Here is a 14,874-nt window from a genome sequence, read left to right as displayed (position 1 = left end):
ATCCCTCATGCAACGTCGCCATCTCCTCCGAGTCCTGACCGCCGCAGCGGCTACCGTCGCCACCGGCATTTCCTTCGGCGCCGCCGCGCAGTCCGGCTACCCGACCAAGCCGATCACGCTGGTCGTGCCGTTCCCGGCAGGCGGCACCACCGACATCGTCGCGCGCATCGTCGCCGACAAGCTCGGCCAGCAGCTGGGCCAGGCCGTGGTGGTCGACAACCGCGGCGGCGCCGGCGGCAGCATCGGCACCACCTTCCTGTCCAAGGCCGCGCCCGACGGCTACACGCTGGGCATCGCCACGGCGTCGACCCATGGCATCAACCCGGCGGTCTACCCGCGCCTGTCCTACGATGCCACCAAGGACTTCACTCCCATCACCAACCTGGCCTCGGTGCCGAACGTGATGAGCATCAACCCGGCGGTCAAGGCCACCGACATGAAGTCCTTCATCGCGCTGGCGCAATCGCAGCCGAACAAGCTTGCCTATGGCTCGGCCGGCAACGGCAGCGTCTCGCACATGATGGGGGAACTGTTCAAGATGAGCAGCAAGACCGAACTGCTGCACGTGCCGTACAAGGGCGTGGGTCCGGCGCTGAACGACGCGCTGGCCGGCCAGGTGCAGGTGCTGTTCGACAACCTGCCGTCGTCGCTGCCGTTCATCGAAGGCGGCAAGCTGCGCGCGCTCGCGGTGGCGGCGCCCAAGCGGGTCGCCGCGCTGCCCAATGTGCCGACCTTTGCCGAACTCGGCCTGGGCGAAGTCAACGACGCCGCCTGGTTCGGCCTGATCGCCCCGGCCAACCTGCCGGCAGACCTCCAGAACAAGCTGCATGCCGCCGCGGTCAAGGTGCTGGCGCTGCCGGAAGTCAAGGCCAAGCTGGAAAAGCTGGGCGCCACACCGGTAGGCGACACCCCGGCGCACTTTGCCGCCCAGATCAAGAGCGAAGTGGCCAAGAACAAGCGCGTCGCCGCCGCCGCCAAGATCTCGCTCGACTGAACGCATCGCACACCATGACCGACACCGACCGAACCATCGCGGACCGTCCGTTCTGCCTGTACCAGCCCGAGGGCGAGCCCGCGGCGCTGTTCCTGGACTCGCCGCACAGCGCGACCACATACCCGACGGACTTCCGCCCCGATCCCGCGCTGCCGCTGCCACTGCTGCGCCAGGCCGAGGACACCTTCGTCGACGAGCTTTATGCCGGCGCCCCGGCACGCGGCATCCCGCTCCTGTGCGCGGGCTTTCCGCGCAGCTACCTGGATGCCAACCGCGCGCTCGAGGAAATCGACGAAGCCCTGCTTGACGCGCCGTGGCCCGGCGCGAAGCAGGAAACCTCCAAGACCCGGCTGGGCAAGGGCCTGGTCTGGCGCGTGCTGGACACCGGCGAAGCCATCTACGACCGCAAGCTGAGCGTGGCCGAGGTGCAGGCCCGCATCGAGCGCTGCTACCTGCCCTACTACGCGCAGCTGCAGAAGCTGGCCGACCGCGCCGTCGCCAGCCATGGCAGCGCCTGGCATATCAATTGCCATTCGATGCCCAGCCACGCCGCCCCGTTCGCGACCGAATTCCCCGGCCTGGAGCATCCGGACTTCGTCGTCGGCGACCGCGATGGCACCACCTGCGACAAGCGCTTCACCGACCGGGTCGAGGGCGTGCTCAAGGAGATGGGCTACCAGGTCTGGCGCAACCACCCGTACAAGGGCGTCGAGATCGTGCGCGTGGTAGGCCAGCCGCAAGCGGGCCGCCACAGCCTGCAGCTGGAGGTCAATCGCAAGCTCTACATGGACGAGGCCGGCCTGACGCATAGCGCCGGCTTTGCCAAGCTGCGGCACAACCTGAACAGCCTGCTCGACGAACTGCTGCGCTTTACGCGCGCGATGCCGTCGCGCGTGGCCTGACACCGCGCGGCCGCGCGCGTTGTCGCCGTCGGGACGCGGGTCGGACCATTCCCACCCGCGCCGGGATCACTTCGCGCGGACGGTAGTGGGTTGGCGAAGCGTTAGAAGAATGGGTAACAAGATTTAGGAACTTTGGCAGATGGGTTTCCTCTATCATGGCAATCCTTTGCGAACCCATCCTGGCTGCCGGCCCGTCGCGCCGGCGCAATCCCCAGGCAAGCACACACCGCTCACACCGTGATCCGACGAATCTCCGCAATGCTCGGCGGCCGGCTCCGCATGGTGGCCGCCGCAGTAGCCGGCGCGATCGCGCTGGCTGGCTGCGCCAACATGCCGGACGAGGCCACCGGCAGCACCGCGGCCAGCCCGGCGCCCGCATCCGCCGCACCTGCCGCGGCACCCGCCCGCCCCGCCGCCGTCCCCGCCCCGACCGTCTCCACCCCGCCTCCCGTCAAGACCATCAACCTGCCCGAGCGCGGCCGCGTCAGCCTGTCCGAGTACCGCGCGCGCATGCGCGAGCAGCTGATGAAGACCGAGAATGCCAGCAGCGACGTGGCCGACTGCGCCGCCCACGCCAGCTGGGTGGTGCCGCGCTCGGCCTCCTATGATGCCTTGAAGATCCCCACCGGCGCCCTCGCCACGGGACAGGCCACCACAGAATCGTGGAATGGCCGCTTCTCGCCGGGCAAGCAGGCCGTGCCGGTCAGCTCGGTGGTGACCTTCGCCGCCACCGCGCACAAGCGCAAGGGCAGCGACGACTGGCAGCCGGTCAAGGTGCGTTGCGGCTATGACGACGGCATGATGCTGGCGTATGAGCTGCTGGACAGCAGCGGCGCCACCATCAGCGAGCCGGCCGCCGCGCCGGCGGTGCCCACTGCCACGGGCACGTCGGCCATCAAGAGCCGCAAGGGCGCGAAGGGGAAAAGCACGGCGTCGAAGTCGGGCAAGGCTTCGGGCAAGTCGGTGAAGTCCACCTCGGCGAAGTCCACTTCCGCCTCGGGCAAGACGAGCGGCAAGAGCAAGAAGAAGCAATAGGCCTGGGGACGCCCATGCGGGCGTTGGTTGTCTTCCCTCTCCCGCTTGCGGAAGAGGGGAGACAACCGTCCGGATGCCGATGCCTCAGCCCAGATAATCCAGCATCGCCTGCAGCATCGCCGTCCCCAGCAGCGCGCTGCGCGCGCCGTTCCAGCCGACCGCCGGATCCGGCAGGTCGGCGTTGTCCTTGAACGGCATCTCCAACGTCAGCGCCAGGCAGCCAAAGGTATGGCCGATGTACTTGGACGCCAGCTTGAGCGCGTCGGCGTTGTACTTGCTGGCGGCATAGCCATGCACGTCCTGGAAGTCCGGCGAGGCCCGCTTGAAGGCCTCGATAAAGCGCTGCTGCTGGCGCCGGCGTGCCTCGGTGAAGCCCGGCAGCATCTCGCTGCCGGCGACGAAGTTGTAGGGCAGGCCCTCGTCGCCATGGATATCGAAGAACATGTCGCAGCCGCTGGCCTCGATGGCGCGGCGCACGTGGTAGACCTCGGGGCTGGTATCGGGGCTCGGCGCCATCCACTCGCGGTTCAGGTTGGCGCCGGCGGCGTTGGTGCGCAGGTTGCCGCGCACCGAGCCGTCCGGGTTCATGTTCGGCACGATATGGAACACCGCGCGCTCGAGCAGCTTGCGCGCGACCGGGTCGCCGGCCCAGATGCCGGTGCCGGTCAGCCGCTGCAGCACGCCCTCGACAAACCACTCGGCCATGCTCTCGCCCGGATGCTGGCGCGCGATCATCCAGATGGTCGACTTGCCCGGGCCAGGCTGGCCGATGGTGACGCGCGTCATGTCGCGCCCGTCGACGGTGCTGCCCAGGTGCGACAGCCGCGCCAGCGGCGAGCGCTGGCAGCTCGCCAGCAACGACAGGTGGCGCTCGTCCGGATACGGCTCGAAATACGCGAACCAGATGCTGTCGTGCTCGGGCGTGACCTCAACGGTCATCACCTGCCCGTCGAAACGCGTCGGCACGCGAAACCAGTTGGCGCGGTCGTAGGACGCAACCGCGCGGTAGTCACGCCAGCCGTCCGGATAGGTGCAATCGCCCGCATTCAGGAAATGCATGCGGCACGCCTGCCCGGCCGCGCCCTGCAAGCGGAAATGGAACCACTGGCGGAAGTCGGCGTGCGAATCGGCACGGATGCGCAGGCGGATGTCGTCGGCGCGGTCGAGCGCCTCGACTTCGATGGCACCGGAATCGAAATGCGAAGAGATATGCAGCATGGCTGGCGGGCTCGTGGCGATGGTTTCGGGACGCGTTCTCAGTCTTCCAGGCGGCGGCGGAACACCCAGCGGGTCGCGTCCGAGGCCGCCTTGTCGAAGGCGTAGCCGTCTTCGGCGAAGCGCTTGAGCTTGTCGGGCTCGGTCACGCGGTGCGTCACCGCGTAGCGCGCCATGGTGCCGCGCGCGCGCTTGGCATGGAACGAAATGATCTTGTAGCGGCCGCCCTTCCAGTCCTCGAACACCGGCGTGATGATGCGCGCCTGCAGCACCTTGGGCCGCACCACCTTGAAATACTCTTCCGAGGCCAGGTTGACCAGCACCGGTGCGCCCTCCTGCCTGAGCGCGGTCATGTCGGCGTTGAGCAGTTGCGTGACGTCGTCGCCCCAGAAGGCGTACAGGTCCTTGCCGGCGGCGTTGTCCAGGCGCGTGCCCATTTCCAGCCGGTATGGCTGCATCCAGTCCAGCGGCCGCAGCACGCCGTACAGGCCGGACAGGATGCGCAGGTGCTTCTGGGCAAAGCCCAGGTCTTCGGCCGACAGCGACTTCGCGTCCAGGCCGTCGTAGACATCGCCGTTGAAGGCCAGCGCCGCCTGCTTGCTGTTGGCGGCGGTGAACGTGGGCGACCAGTCGGCGTAGCGCGTCACGTTAAGCACCGCGAGCTTGTCGGAGATGTCCATCAGCGCGCCCACGTCCTGCGGCGCCAGCCGGCGCAGGCGCTCGATCAGCGCGGCGGAACGGTCGATGAAGCGCGGCAGCGTATGGGTCTTGATGCGGGCGGGAGTCTCGTAGTCCAGCGACTTGGCGGGAGACAAAACGATGAGCATGGCAAAATCGCGGCAGTAGCCAAGGACAAACAAGCCCAGATTGTAGCGAATGCGCCTCGACCCCACCGCAACCACCCCGCCCGCCGGCACGCCCGACCGCCCCGCCGGCATCACATCCGCGCCGCGCGTGGTGCTGGACTCTAACATCTGGGTCGATCTGCTCGTGTTCCGCGATCCGCACGTCGAGCCGATCCGCGCCGCGCTGGAAGCCGGCACCATCGCCCCGGTGATCCGCGCCGACTGCCGCGAGGAACTGCGCCGGGTGCTGGCCTATCCGCAATTTGCGCGCTTTGACGTCGATATCGGCGCGGCGCTGGCCACCGTCGACCGGCTCGCCAGCGTGCAAGCGGCGCCACCGCAGGCCGACTGCGACGCGATCCGCCTGCCGCGCTGCAAGGACACCGACGACCAGAAGTTCATCGAACTGGCCCATTTTGGCGGCGCCGCCTGCCTGGTATCGAAGGACAAGGCCGTGCTCAAGCTGCGCACCCGGCTGCGCCGCAGCAGCGGCGTGGAAGTGATGACGCCGCCGGCATTCGGCGCCTGGCTGGCCACGCTGGGTCCGGCCGCCGCCGCCGATCCGCTTTAGAATGGCGGCTCGCGGCGCCGCCATGCCGCACGCCTGACCGCTACCGTTCCCATCGCTTCGACTCGCGCCCTATGTCCGCAGACACCACGCTCGCCCCCCTGACGCCGCCGCCATCGCGCCTGCCCGGCGTCGGCACCACCATCTTCACCGTGATGTCGGCGCTCGCCGCCGAGAAGAACGCGGTCAACCTGGGCCAGGGATTCCCGGACTTCGACTGCGATCCGCGCATCATCGATGCCGTGACCGGCGCCATGCGTGCGGGCCACAACCAGTACCCGCCGATGGCGGGCGTGCCGCGCCTGCGCCAGGCCATAGCCACCAAGATCGCCAGCCTGTATGGCCACCAGTACAGCTGGGACAGCGAAATCACCGTCACCGCGGGCGCCACCCAGGGCATCCTGACCGCGATCCTGTGCGCCGTGCATCCCGGCGACGAGGTGATCGTGCTGGAGCCGTGCTACGACAGCTACCTGCCCGCAATCGAACTGGCCGGCGCCACCGCCGTGCCGGTCACGCTGGAAGCGCCGGCGTTCCGCGTGCCCTTCGACAAGCTCGCCGCCGCGATCACGCCGCGCACGCGCATGATCCTCGTCAACACGCCGCACAACCCCACCGGCACGATCTGGCGCGCGGCCGACATGGAGCGGCTGGCGCAGATTTTGGCCGGCACCGACATCCTGCTGCTGTCGGACGAGGTCTACGAGCACATGGTCTACGACGGCCAGCCGCATGCCTCGGTGTCGCGCCATCCGGAGCTGGCGCGCCGCAGCTTTGTGATCTCGAGCTTCGGCAAGACCTACCACGTCACTGGCTGGAAGGTCGGCTACGTCGCCGCGCCGGCCGCGCTGATGGCCGAGTTCCGCAAGGTGCACCAGTTCAACGTGTTCACGGTGAACATGCCGGTGCAGCACGGGCTGGCCGAATACCTGGCCGATCCCGCGCCCTACCTCCAGCTGCCGGCGTTCTACCAGGCCAAGCGCGACCTGTTCCGCGCCGGTCTGGCCAACAGCCGCTTCAAGCTGCTGCCGTCGGACGGCACCTATTTCCAGTGCGTCGATTATTCCGCCATCTCGGACCTGAGCGAGGCCGACTTCGCCATGTGGCTGACGCGCGAGATCGGCGTGGCCGCGATCCCGGTCTCGGCCTTCTACACGCAGCCGCGCGAATCGGGCGTGGTGCGTTTCTGCTTTGCCAAGAAGGATGAAACGCTGGCCTTGGCGCTCGAGCGGCTGGGCAAGCTGTAGGCGCCCGCCCGCGCCGCAAATGAAAACGCCCGCGATGCCATCGCGGGCGTTTTGCCTTGGTGGCCGACGTGCCTTACTTGTTGCGGTTCATCATCAGCTCGAGATTGGCCTTGCGGTCGGCGTTGACCTTCTGCACCGATTCGCGCGCCGACAGCGTCTTCAGGTAGTCCTTGACCGGCAGGTCCGCCAGCATGTCGGTGCCGTAGATGATCTTGGTGCACGACGACACCAGCTGCAAGTGCGCCGCGGCGGCGCAATCGGCCAGCGTGAAGCTGTCGCCGGCGATATACGGCGAGAACTTCGCCAGCCTGGCGAAGGCGGGGATATAGCGGCTCAGCAGCTTGTGCTGGCGCTCCTTGACGCCGTCGCTGACCTTGCCGCCGAAGAAGGCCTCCGGGTACAGTTCGCGCGCGGTCAGCTCCAGGTACAGCTCCATGAAGACGATGAGCTCGCGCACCTTGGCGGCCTGGAACGGGTCGGCCGGCAGCAGCGGCTTCTGCGGATACGCCGCCTCGACATATTCGGCGATCGCCTCGGACTCGCATAGCGGGCCGGATTCGGTGATGATGTAGGGCACCTTGCCCGCGGGCGTGGCCGCGGGGTCGGTCTCGCCGAGCCAGGCCAGCACTTCTTCGAACGGCACGTCCTTTTCCAGCAGCGCCAGCTTCACTTTGTTGTAGTAGTTGCTGGCGGCGAAACCGCAGAGCTTCAGCATGTCGTCTGTCTCCGTTATAGGAAAGGTCCACGCATCGCACGGCGTGGATCGGGTGATTGTGGACCATCCGGGGCCTGCAGTGTACCGGCTGGCCGATCAGCGCACGCGGCCTGCCCTGTCCATCTGTCGCGGAAGGTGCAAAAAACGTACGATCGTGCTAATTTAACCACAACTTTTGGGACGAATGATGAGCACTTTCACCATCGATACGCTGGGTATCGTCGGCACCGGCGCCATGGGCCGGGGCATCGCACAGATCGCCGCGCAGGCCGGCCTGACCGTCAACCTGTACGACGCCAACCCGCAGGCGGTGGAAGCCGCGCGCAAGTACCTGCAAGACACGCTGGCCAAGTTGGCCGACAAGGGCAAGATCAGCGCCGCCGACGCCGAGGCCACGCTGGCCCGCGTCAAACCCTGCGGCGCGCTCGAAGACCTGTCCGGCTGCGACATGGTGCTCGAAGCCATCGTCGAGAAGCTGGAGGTCAAGCGCGACCTGATCGCGAAGCTGGAAGCGGTCCTGCGCACGGACGCGATCATCGCCTCGAACACCTCGTCGCTGTCGATCACCGCGATTGCCGTCGGGGCGAAGCACCCGGGCCGCATTGCCGGCTACCACTTCTTCAACCCGGTACCGCTGATGAAGGTGGTTGAAGTCATCGACGGCCTGTCCGGCAACCCCGCCGTGGGTGACGCGCTGATGGCGCTGTCGCGCCGCATGGGCCATACGCCGGTGCGCTGCAAGGACATGCCGGGCTTTATCGTCAACCATGCCGGCCGCGGCATGAATATCGAAGGCCTGAAGGCCGCGCAGGAAGGCGTGGCCGAGTTTGCCGACATCGACAACATCATGCGCGAGCAGGCCGGCTTCCGCATGGGGCCGTTCGAACTGATGGACCTGACCGGGCTGGACGTGTCGCATCCGGTGATGGAATCGATCTACAACCAGTTCTACCAGGAACCGCGCTACCGGCCGTCGCCGATCACCGCGATCCGCGCGGTCGGCGGCCTGATCGGCCGCAAGGCTGGCGCCGGCTTCTATGCCTACGCCGATGGCCAGAAACAAGTGCCGGCCGCCGCCGCCGTGCCGGCCGCGCGCCCGTCGAGCGTCTGGGTCAGCCACGCCAGCGAGCGTGGCCATGCCATGGTGACGAAGCTGCTGGGCGCGCTGGGCGTGACCCCGGAAGGCGGCAACCAGCCCTCGGCCGACGCGTTGATCATCGTCACGCCGCTGGGCCTGGACGCCACCACCAGCGCGCTGCAGCAGGGCCTGGACCCGGCCCGCACCGTCGCCATCGACACGCTGCTGCCGTTCGAGGCGACCAAGCGCCGCACGCTGATGACCACGCCGGCCACCAGCGCCGCCGCGCGCGACGCCGCGCACGGCCTGTTTGCCAGCGACGGCGTGCCGGTCACGGTGATCCGCGACTCGGCCGGCTTTGTCGCCCAGCGCGTGCTCTGCTGCATCATCAACATCGCCAGCGATATCGCGCAGCAGCGCATCGCCACGCCGGCGGACATCGACCTCGCCGTGAACCTCGGCTTGGGCTACCCCAAGGGCCCGCTGGCGCTCGGCGACGCGGTCGGCCCGCAACTGGTGCTCGAGACGCTGCGCAACATGGAAGCGCTGACCGGCGACATGCGCTACCGCCCGAGCCCGTGGCTGTGGCGCCGTGCCGGCCTGGGCCTGTCGCTGCTGGCCGAAGAGCAGTAAGCCGTCCGCCGTCGCGGCCGCCCCCACAGCACGCCCCACCGAGCCACACCCATGCCCGCACAGCTGCTTTCCAGCCGCGTCGATTCGACGCTGGTACTGACCATCTCGAACCCCGAGGCACGCAACGCGCTGCACCCGGATATCTACGCGGCCTCGCAGCAGGCGCTGGAACAGGCGGCGGCGGATGACTCGCTGCGCGCGGTGATCATCACCGGCGCGGACGGCATCTTCTGCGCCGGCGGCAACCTCAACCGGCTGCTGGGCAACCGCAGCCAGCCGCCCGAGGTGCAGGCCGCCAGCATTGCGCTGCTGAACGGCTGGATCGAGTCCCTGCACGCGTTTCCCAAGCCGATCATCGCGGCGGTGGAAGGCGCGGCGGCGGGCGCGGGCTTCTCGGTGGTGCTGGCCTGCGACTTCGTGGTGGCGGCCAGCGATGCGAAGTTCGTGATGGCCTACGTCTCGGTGGGCCTGACGCCCGACGGCGGCGGCTCGTACGAGATCGCGCGTGCGCTGCCGCGGCCGCTGGCCAGCGAGCTGATGATGGAAGGCAAGCCGGTCGACGCCGGCCGGCTGGCGCAGTTCGGGCTGGTCAACCGCGTCACCGAGCCGGGCCAGGCCCTGGACGAGGCGCTGCGCCTGGCGGCGGGTCTGGCGCGGCAGTCGCCGCATGCGGTGGGCCGCATCAAGGCGCTGATCAACCATGCCGCCACCGCTTCGCGCGCCGAGCATTTGCTGGCCGAGCGCGACAGCTTCGTCGCCGCGTTGCATCACCCCGACGGCGGCGAAGGCATCAGCGCCTTCCTGGAGAAGCGCAAGCCGCAGTACCGCTGATCCGCCCGGATCATCACGACGGCCAGTCCGCGCCAGACGGGCATGCCGACACAGCAAGGAGACACGCATGGAATTGCCGCCGTCCTCGCGTCGCCGCATCTACCTGACGCGGCATGGTGCCGTTTCCTACTTCGACGAGGCCGGGCGCCGCACCAGCCTGCCCGAGATGGTGCCCCTGAACGAGACCGGCCGCATGCAGGCCACCGCCGCCGGCCGCGCCTTTGCCGCCGAGCAGGTCCGCTTCGACCGTGTCATTGTCAGCGGCCTGCCGCGCACGGTGGAAACCGCCGAGCGCGTGCTGGCGGAGCTGCCGCAGATGGACGGCATCGTTCCCGAGGTCTGGCCCGCGCTGCAGGAAATTCGCGGTGGCGACTTGTCCGCGATTGCCAGCGAAGACTTGCGCGACGCCTTCGTCGGCGCCTTCGAAGGCGAAGTGCCCGAGCACAAGCGCTTTCTCAACGGCGAGACCATCGGCGCCTTCCTGGACCGCGTGCTGCCCGCGCTGGCGCGACTGCGCGACGACCCCGACTGGGATACCGTGCTGATGGTGCTGCATGGCGGCACCAACCGCGCCATCCTGTCGCAGGCCATCAGCTGCGGGCGGCGCGTGTTCTTCGGCTCGCTGCTGCAGACCGCCGGCTGCATCAACGTGCTCGACATGGGCGACGGCCCGCTCGACTGGGTGGTGCGCATGACCAACTACTCGCCGCCCACGCCGGTGCATAGCGGCTCGCGCCACACCACCATGGAAGTGCTGCTGCACCAGTATTTGCGCGGACGGCAGCCGACCGGCTGACGTTCACGGCCCTTGATTCCTCATCGAACCCGACAGAAAACCAACGGAGACAGCATGACGAGCAACGTATCGCACTTCGAGGGCACGCGCCCGGTGTCCGACCAGCAGCGCTTCGACACCGCCGCGCTGGAAGCCTGGATGCGCCAGCACGTGGACGGCTTCGCCGGCCCGCTGACCGTGGAGCAGTTCAAGGGCGGCCAGTCCAACCCGACCTTCAAGCTGGTCACACCGGGCCAGACTTACGTGATGCGCGCCAAGCCGGGCCCCAAGAGCAAGCTGCTGCCGTCGGCGCATGCGATCGAGCGCGAATACCGCGTGATGGCGGCGCTGGCCGGCAGCGATGTGCCGGTGGCGCGCATGTATGCGCTATGCGAGGACGAATCCGTGATCGGGCGCGCCTTCTACATCATGGAATTCGTCGCCGGCCGTGTGCTGTGGGACCAGTCGCTGCCCGGCATGAGCCCGGCCGAGCGCAGCGCCATCTATGACGAGATGAACCGCGTCATCGCCGCGCTGCACTCGGTGGACTACAACGCCATCGGCCTGGGCGACTACGGCAAGCCCGGCAACTACTTCCAGCGCCAGATCGAGCGCTGGACCAAGCAGTACAAGCTGTCCGAGACCGAATCGATCCCGGCGATGGACGCGCTGATGGACTGGCTGCCGCAGCACATCCCGCAGCAAGACGCCGACCTGACCTCGATCGTGCATGGCGACTACCGGCTCGACAACCTGATGTTCCATCCGACCGAGCCGCGCGTGCTGGCGGTGCTGGACTGGGAGCTGTCAACGCTGGGCCATCCGATGGCCGACTTCAGCTACCACTGCATGAGCTGGCATATCGCGCCGGGCCAGTTCCGCGGCATCGCCGGCCTGGATTTCGCCGCCCTTGGCATCCCCGACGAAGCCAGCTACCGCCGCCTGTACGAGCAGCGCACCGGGCGCCCCATCACCGGCGACTGGAACTTCTACCTGGCCTTCAGCATGTTCCGCATCGCCGGCATCCTGCAGGGCATCATGAAGCGCGTGGTCGACGGCACCGCGTCGTCGGCGCAGGCCACCGACGCGGGCAAGCGCGCGCGGCCGATGGCCGAGATGGGATGGGAGTATGCGAAGAAGGCGAAGGGCTGAAGTCTGAGGCCGGAGCGATCCATCGCTACGCCCCTGCAAGCCTGCAGGCTTGCAGGGGCGTTTTCTTTTCGGCGCGGCAAAGCCCGGCATAATCGCCAGAATCCACAGAAGCAATGAAATCGCAGGATGTTCTGGCTTTACTACTTGCTCCCTGCCGCCATCGCAGCGTCGATGGTCTGGTCAGACTATGGCGCCCTCGCCGGCCTGGCCACCCTGATCGTGGTGCCGGCCCTGCAGTCAGCCTTGCTGTTCTGGGTTTCGGATCGCGTCACTGGCATGCTCGCTACTGCCCCCGCTGAAGAGACACCCCACCAACGACCTGAAGTGCCACTCCAGCTCGGAGAGCGGGCGCGCTTCAAACGGCTGCTGCTGACGGACGAGGCGGAAGGCCGGCGCGAAGCCACCCGCCGCTTCTATGAAGACCTGATGGCGACGATCGACAAATATCTTGAAGTCGAGACCGGCAGCGATGGTTCCGATGCCGCAATGGTTTCCGGCATGGAACTGGCGGATCAGCACGATGCGACGACGCATGCGCACGATGCGCTCGTGGTGTTCCGCTCGCGGGACCTTGCCTGGTCCGGATTCCGGCTCGGCAACGAAAGTTTCCGCTTCCGCTACTGGGTGATCTGCGCAGTGCATTTCACCGACGTCCTTCCGGCCAAGGGCAGTGGCTACTACGAGGTGGAGATCGAGTTCAAGGTTGCCGCCCGGGACCGGCCGCCGGGTACGAACGCCGAACTCTATCGGTCGAGCCGATTCGAACTGTTGCTCAGCCGTTCAGACTCGCGCTCCCAGGCCATCGCTGCCGCGCTGACAGAGATTGCCCGAGTTCTCGGCGCGCGGTACGAATACCAGAGCTATATGGACGCATAGCCGGGAATAGCTCGATCCGGACGGTGACGACCGACCGACGCCATTCCAGGCTTTCGTCCTGGTGACCTCGCGCGCCAGCGCACTCAATCCCCCAGCGCCACCCCCTCACGCCGCGGATCCGCGCCGCCGGCCCACACCGTCTTCCCGTCCGGTCCCTGGCGGCGCACGATAGCCTGCGTGCCGCTAGTCATCTCGATCGCCGCCACCTGGTGGCCACGCTGCTGCAGCGCCTGCACCAGGCCGGGCGACACCAGGCCCTGCTCCACTTCGGTGGGGCCGTTGCGGCTGCCGAAGTTGCCCATGCCGATCGCCGCCTGCGGATCCAGGTTCCAGTCAAGCATGCCGACCAGCGTCTTGGATACGTACTCGATGATCTGCGAGCCGCCCGGCGAGCCGACCGTCGCCACCAGCTGGCCGCTCTCGCGGTCGAACACCAGCGTCGGCGCCATCGACGAACGCGGGCGCTTGCCCGGCTGCACGCGGTTGGCCACCGGCTTGCCGTTTTCGCTGGGCACGAACGAGAAATCGGTCAGCTGGTTGTTCAGCATGAAGCCGCGCACCATCAGATGCGAGCCGAAGTACGACTCGATCGTGGTGGTCATCGAGATGGCGCCGCCGCGATCGTCGACAGCGACGATCTGCGAGGTGGAAATGCGCGGCGGCGAGCGGTCCGGCGCGTAGGCCACCGTGGCGCCTGGCGGGGTACCCGGCTGGGCCTTGCCCATGCTTTGCTCGCCGATCAGTTCGGCGCGCGCGGCGAGGTAAGACGGGTTGACCATGCCGCTGACGTCGACCGGCACGAAGTCCGCATCGGCGACGTACAGGCCGCGGTCGGCATAAGCCAGGCGATCGGCCTCAGCAATCGCATGGACGGCGTCAGGATGGGCCTCCAGCACCGCCGGAGTGTTCACGGCCTGCGGCTTGAGCGCGGCGAGCGCGTATTTGGGGTTCCTGGTTTCCAGCGCCTGCAGCGTGCCGAGGATCTGCGCGATGGCGATGCCGCCCGACGACGGCGGCGGCATGCCGCAGATCTTCCAGCGCTTGTAGTCGGTGCACACCGGCACGCGCTGCTTGGCGCGGTAGCTGCCCAGGTCGGCCAGCGACAGCGAGCCGGCATTGCTGCCGCTGTTCACCTTTGCCACGATATCGCGCGCGATCGGGCCGCCGTAGAGCACGCCGGCGCCGCGGCGCGCAAGGTCGCGCAGCGTCTGTGCCAGCTTCGGGTTCTTCAGCACCGTGCCGGCCGGCTTGGGTTTGCCCTGGGCATCGAGGAAGTAGGCGGCCATCTCCGGCGAACCGGCCAGGAACTTGTCGGCCGCGACCTGCGTGTAGAGCCGCTGCGAGATCGGGAAGCCTTTCTCCGCCAGGTCGATGGCGGGCTGGAACAGCCTGGCCCAGGGCAGGCGGCCGTGCTTGCGGTGGACCATCTCCAGCGCGCGCATCACGCCCGGCGTGCCGACCGAGCGCCCGCCGATCTGGGCCTCGCTGAACGCCATCGGCTTGCCGTCCGGGCGCATGAACAGGTTTTCGGTGGCGCCTGCGGGAGCGGTCTCGCGGCCGTCGAAGGCCTGCACGTTCTTGCCGTCCCAGTACATGATGAACGCGCCGCCGCCAATGCCGGTGGCCTGCGGCTCGACCAGCGTCAGCACCGCCTGCATGGCGATGGCGGCATCGATCGCCGAGCCGCCCTGGCGCAGCATGGCGCGCCCGGCCTCGGTGGCGAGCGGGTTGGCCGCGGCTGCCATATGGCGCTGCGCGTAGACGGTGGCAATGCCGGGGCGGTAGCCCGAGGCCACTTCCGGCGCAGGCGGCATCGCCGCGGGCGGGGTCGCAGCCGCGGGCGCAGCGGCAGCGGCCGGCGTGGCCGTGCCTGCGCCCGGGGTACCACAGGCACCGAGCAGCGCAGACAGGGCCAGCGCCAGCGCGCCGCGCCATGCCATCGAAGTGAGGTCAGGGTGAGCCATGCGGTATCTCCGGGAAAAGGATCAAACGATTGTAGTGGCGATCC

The 14,874-nt window shown here is 68.0% G+C and carries 14 protein-coding genes; 10 read left to right on the top strand and 4 right to left on the bottom strand.

What is annotated here, in order from left to right; translation table 11 throughout:
• Positions 1–7: 7 nt before the first annotated feature.
• The 3 genes from E5S69_RS27310 (at position 8) to E5S69_RS27300 (ending at position 2,931) form a co-directional block, all read left to right on the top strand.
• Positions 8–994 carry a Bug family tripartite tricarboxylate transporter substrate binding protein gene (locus E5S69_RS27310; RefSeq protein WP_171517581.1) on the top strand — a complete coding sequence of 329 codons (987 nt, stop codon included), beginning with the start codon at positions 8–10 and terminating at the stop codon, positions 992–994.
• 14 nt (positions 995–1,008) lie between these two features.
• Positions 1,009–1,896, top strand: a complete 888-nt coding sequence (locus E5S69_RS27305; protein WP_171517580.1) for an N-formylglutamate amidohydrolase — start codon at positions 1,009–1,011, stop codon at positions 1,894–1,896.
• Positions 1,897–2,133: 237 nt separating this feature from the next.
• Positions 2,134–2,931 carry a BspC domain-containing protein gene (locus E5S69_RS27300; RefSeq protein ID WP_423766668.1) on the top strand — a complete coding sequence of 266 codons (798 nt, stop codon included), beginning with the start codon at positions 2,134–2,136 and terminating at the stop codon, positions 2,929–2,931.
• Between the two features lie 84 nt (positions 2,932–3,015).
• Here the strand turns inward: E5S69_RS27300 and E5S69_RS27295 are convergent, their stop codons facing one another.
• The gene (locus tag E5S69_RS27295; protein ID WP_171517579.1) at positions 3,016–4,149 is read right to left on the bottom strand and encodes a M14 family metallopeptidase; all 1,134 of its coding nucleotides are present in this window, start codon (positions 4,147–4,149) and stop codon (positions 3,016–3,018) included.
• 38 nt (positions 4,150–4,187) lie between these two features.
• A complete protein-coding gene (gene yaaA / locus E5S69_RS27290; protein ID WP_171517578.1) occupies positions 4,188–4,973 on the bottom strand; it encodes a peroxide stress protein YaaA in 786 nt (261 codons plus the stop codon).
• A gap of 49 nt (positions 4,974–5,022) precedes the next feature.
• Here yaaA and E5S69_RS27285 point away from each other — a divergent pair, with 49 nt between their 5' ends.
• Both E5S69_RS27285 and E5S69_RS27280 read left to right on the top strand, forming a co-directional pair.
• A complete protein-coding gene (locus E5S69_RS27285) occupies positions 5,023–5,562 on the top strand; it encodes a PIN domain-containing protein (RefSeq protein ID WP_171517577.1) in 540 nt (179 codons plus the stop codon).
• A gap of 71 nt (positions 5,563–5,633) precedes the next feature.
• The gene (locus E5S69_RS27280; RefSeq protein ID WP_171517576.1) at positions 5,634–6,806 is read left to right on the top strand and encodes a pyridoxal phosphate-dependent aminotransferase; all 1,173 of its coding nucleotides are present in this window, start codon (positions 5,634–5,636) and stop codon (positions 6,804–6,806) included.
• Between the two features lie 73 nt (positions 6,807–6,879).
• On the opposite strand, the gene E5S69_RS27275 is transcribed toward E5S69_RS27280, so the two are convergent.
• On the bottom strand, positions 6,880–7,521 hold the full coding sequence (locus E5S69_RS27275; RefSeq protein WP_171517575.1) for a glutathione S-transferase: 642 nt from the start codon (positions 7,519–7,521) through the stop codon (positions 6,880–6,882).
• 187 nt (positions 7,522–7,708) lie between these two features.
• On the opposite strand from E5S69_RS27275, the gene E5S69_RS27270 reads away from it, so the two are divergent.
• The 5 genes from E5S69_RS27270 to E5S69_RS27250 all read left to right on the top strand — a co-directional run bounded on the left by E5S69_RS27270 (position 7,709) and on the right by E5S69_RS27250 (position 12,866).
• A complete protein-coding gene (locus E5S69_RS27270; protein ID WP_171517574.1) occupies positions 7,709–9,232 on the top strand; it encodes a 3-hydroxyacyl-CoA dehydrogenase in 1,524 nt (507 codons plus the stop codon).
• Between the two features lie 51 nt (positions 9,233–9,283).
• On the top strand, positions 9,284–10,063 hold the full coding sequence (locus tag E5S69_RS27265) for an oxepin-CoA hydrolase, alternative type (protein ID WP_171517573.1): 780 nt from the start codon (positions 9,284–9,286) through the stop codon (positions 10,061–10,063).
• A gap of 67 nt (positions 10,064–10,130) precedes the next feature.
• Positions 10,131–10,859, top strand: coding sequence for a histidine phosphatase family protein (locus tag E5S69_RS27260; RefSeq protein ID WP_171517572.1), 729 nt, complete (start codon positions 10,131–10,133; stop codon positions 10,857–10,859).
• Positions 10,860–10,913: 54 nt separating this feature from the next.
• A complete protein-coding gene (locus E5S69_RS27255; protein WP_171517571.1) occupies positions 10,914–11,990 on the top strand; it encodes a phosphotransferase in 1,077 nt (358 codons plus the stop codon).
• A 126-nt stretch (positions 11,991–12,116) separates the two neighbouring features.
• Positions 12,117–12,866 carry a hypothetical protein gene (locus E5S69_RS27250; RefSeq protein ID WP_171517570.1) on the top strand — a complete coding sequence of 250 codons (750 nt, stop codon included), beginning with the start codon at positions 12,117–12,119 and terminating at the stop codon, positions 12,864–12,866.
• An 83-nt stretch (positions 12,867–12,949) separates the two neighbouring features.
• Here the strand turns inward: E5S69_RS27250 and ggt are convergent, their stop codons facing one another.
• The gene (ggt, locus tag E5S69_RS27245; RefSeq protein WP_171517569.1) at positions 12,950–14,830 is read right to left on the bottom strand and encodes a gamma-glutamyltransferase; all 1,881 of its coding nucleotides are present in this window, start codon (positions 14,828–14,830) and stop codon (positions 12,950–12,952) included.
• Positions 14,831–14,874: the final 44 nt, after the last annotated feature.

Source organism: Cupriavidus necator (assembly GCF_013141915.1).
Lineage (GTDB): Bacteria > Pseudomonadota > Gammaproteobacteria > Burkholderiales > Burkholderiaceae > Cupriavidus > Cupriavidus necator_B.
The sequence above is the reverse complement of the archived record's forward strand: the minus strand, read 5'-3'. Positions and strand labels throughout refer to the sequence as shown.

Excerpts from the sequence above, each read along its gene's own strand:
- E5S69_RS27280 (WP_171517576.1), top strand. The coding sequence starts at position 5,634 with ATGTCCGCAGACACCACGCTCGCCCCCCTGACGCCGCCGCCATCGCGC.
- E5S69_RS27285 (WP_171517577.1), top strand. The coding sequence starts at position 5,023 with ATGCGCCTCGACCCCACCGCAACCACCCCGCCCGCCGGCACGCCCGAC.
- E5S69_RS27270 (WP_171517574.1), top strand. The coding sequence starts at position 7,709 with ATGAGCACTTTCACCATCGATACGCTGGGTATCGTCGGCACCGGCGCC.
- E5S69_RS27275 (WP_171517575.1), bottom strand. The coding sequence starts at position 7,521 with ATGCTGAAGCTCTGCGGTTTCGCCGCCAGCAACTACTACAACAAAGTG.
- E5S69_RS27255 (WP_171517571.1), top strand. The coding sequence starts at position 10,914 with ATGACGAGCAACGTATCGCACTTCGAGGGCACGCGCCCGGTGTCCGAC.
- E5S69_RS27305 (WP_171517580.1), top strand. The coding sequence starts at position 1,009 with ATGACCGACACCGACCGAACCATCGCGGACCGTCCGTTCTGCCTGTAC.
- E5S69_RS27250 (WP_171517570.1), top strand. The coding sequence starts at position 12,117 with ATGTTCTGGCTTTACTACTTGCTCCCTGCCGCCATCGCAGCGTCGATG.
- yaaA (WP_171517578.1), bottom strand. The coding sequence starts at position 4,973 with ATGCTCATCGTTTTGTCTCCCGCCAAGTCGCTGGACTACGAGACTCCC.
- ggt (WP_171517569.1), bottom strand. The coding sequence starts at position 14,830 with ATGGCTCACCCTGACCTCACTTCGATGGCATGGCGCGGCGCGCTGGCG.
- E5S69_RS27295 (WP_171517579.1), bottom strand. The coding sequence starts at position 4,149 with ATGCTGCATATCTCTTCGCATTTCGATTCCGGTGCCATCGAAGTCGAG.
- E5S69_RS27310 (WP_171517581.1), top strand. The coding sequence starts at position 8 with ATGCAACGTCGCCATCTCCTCCGAGTCCTGACCGCCGCAGCGGCTACC.
- E5S69_RS27260 (WP_171517572.1), top strand. The coding sequence starts at position 10,131 with ATGGAATTGCCGCCGTCCTCGCGTCGCCGCATCTACCTGACGCGGCAT.
- E5S69_RS27265 (WP_171517573.1), top strand. The coding sequence starts at position 9,284 with ATGCCCGCACAGCTGCTTTCCAGCCGCGTCGATTCGACGCTGGTACTG.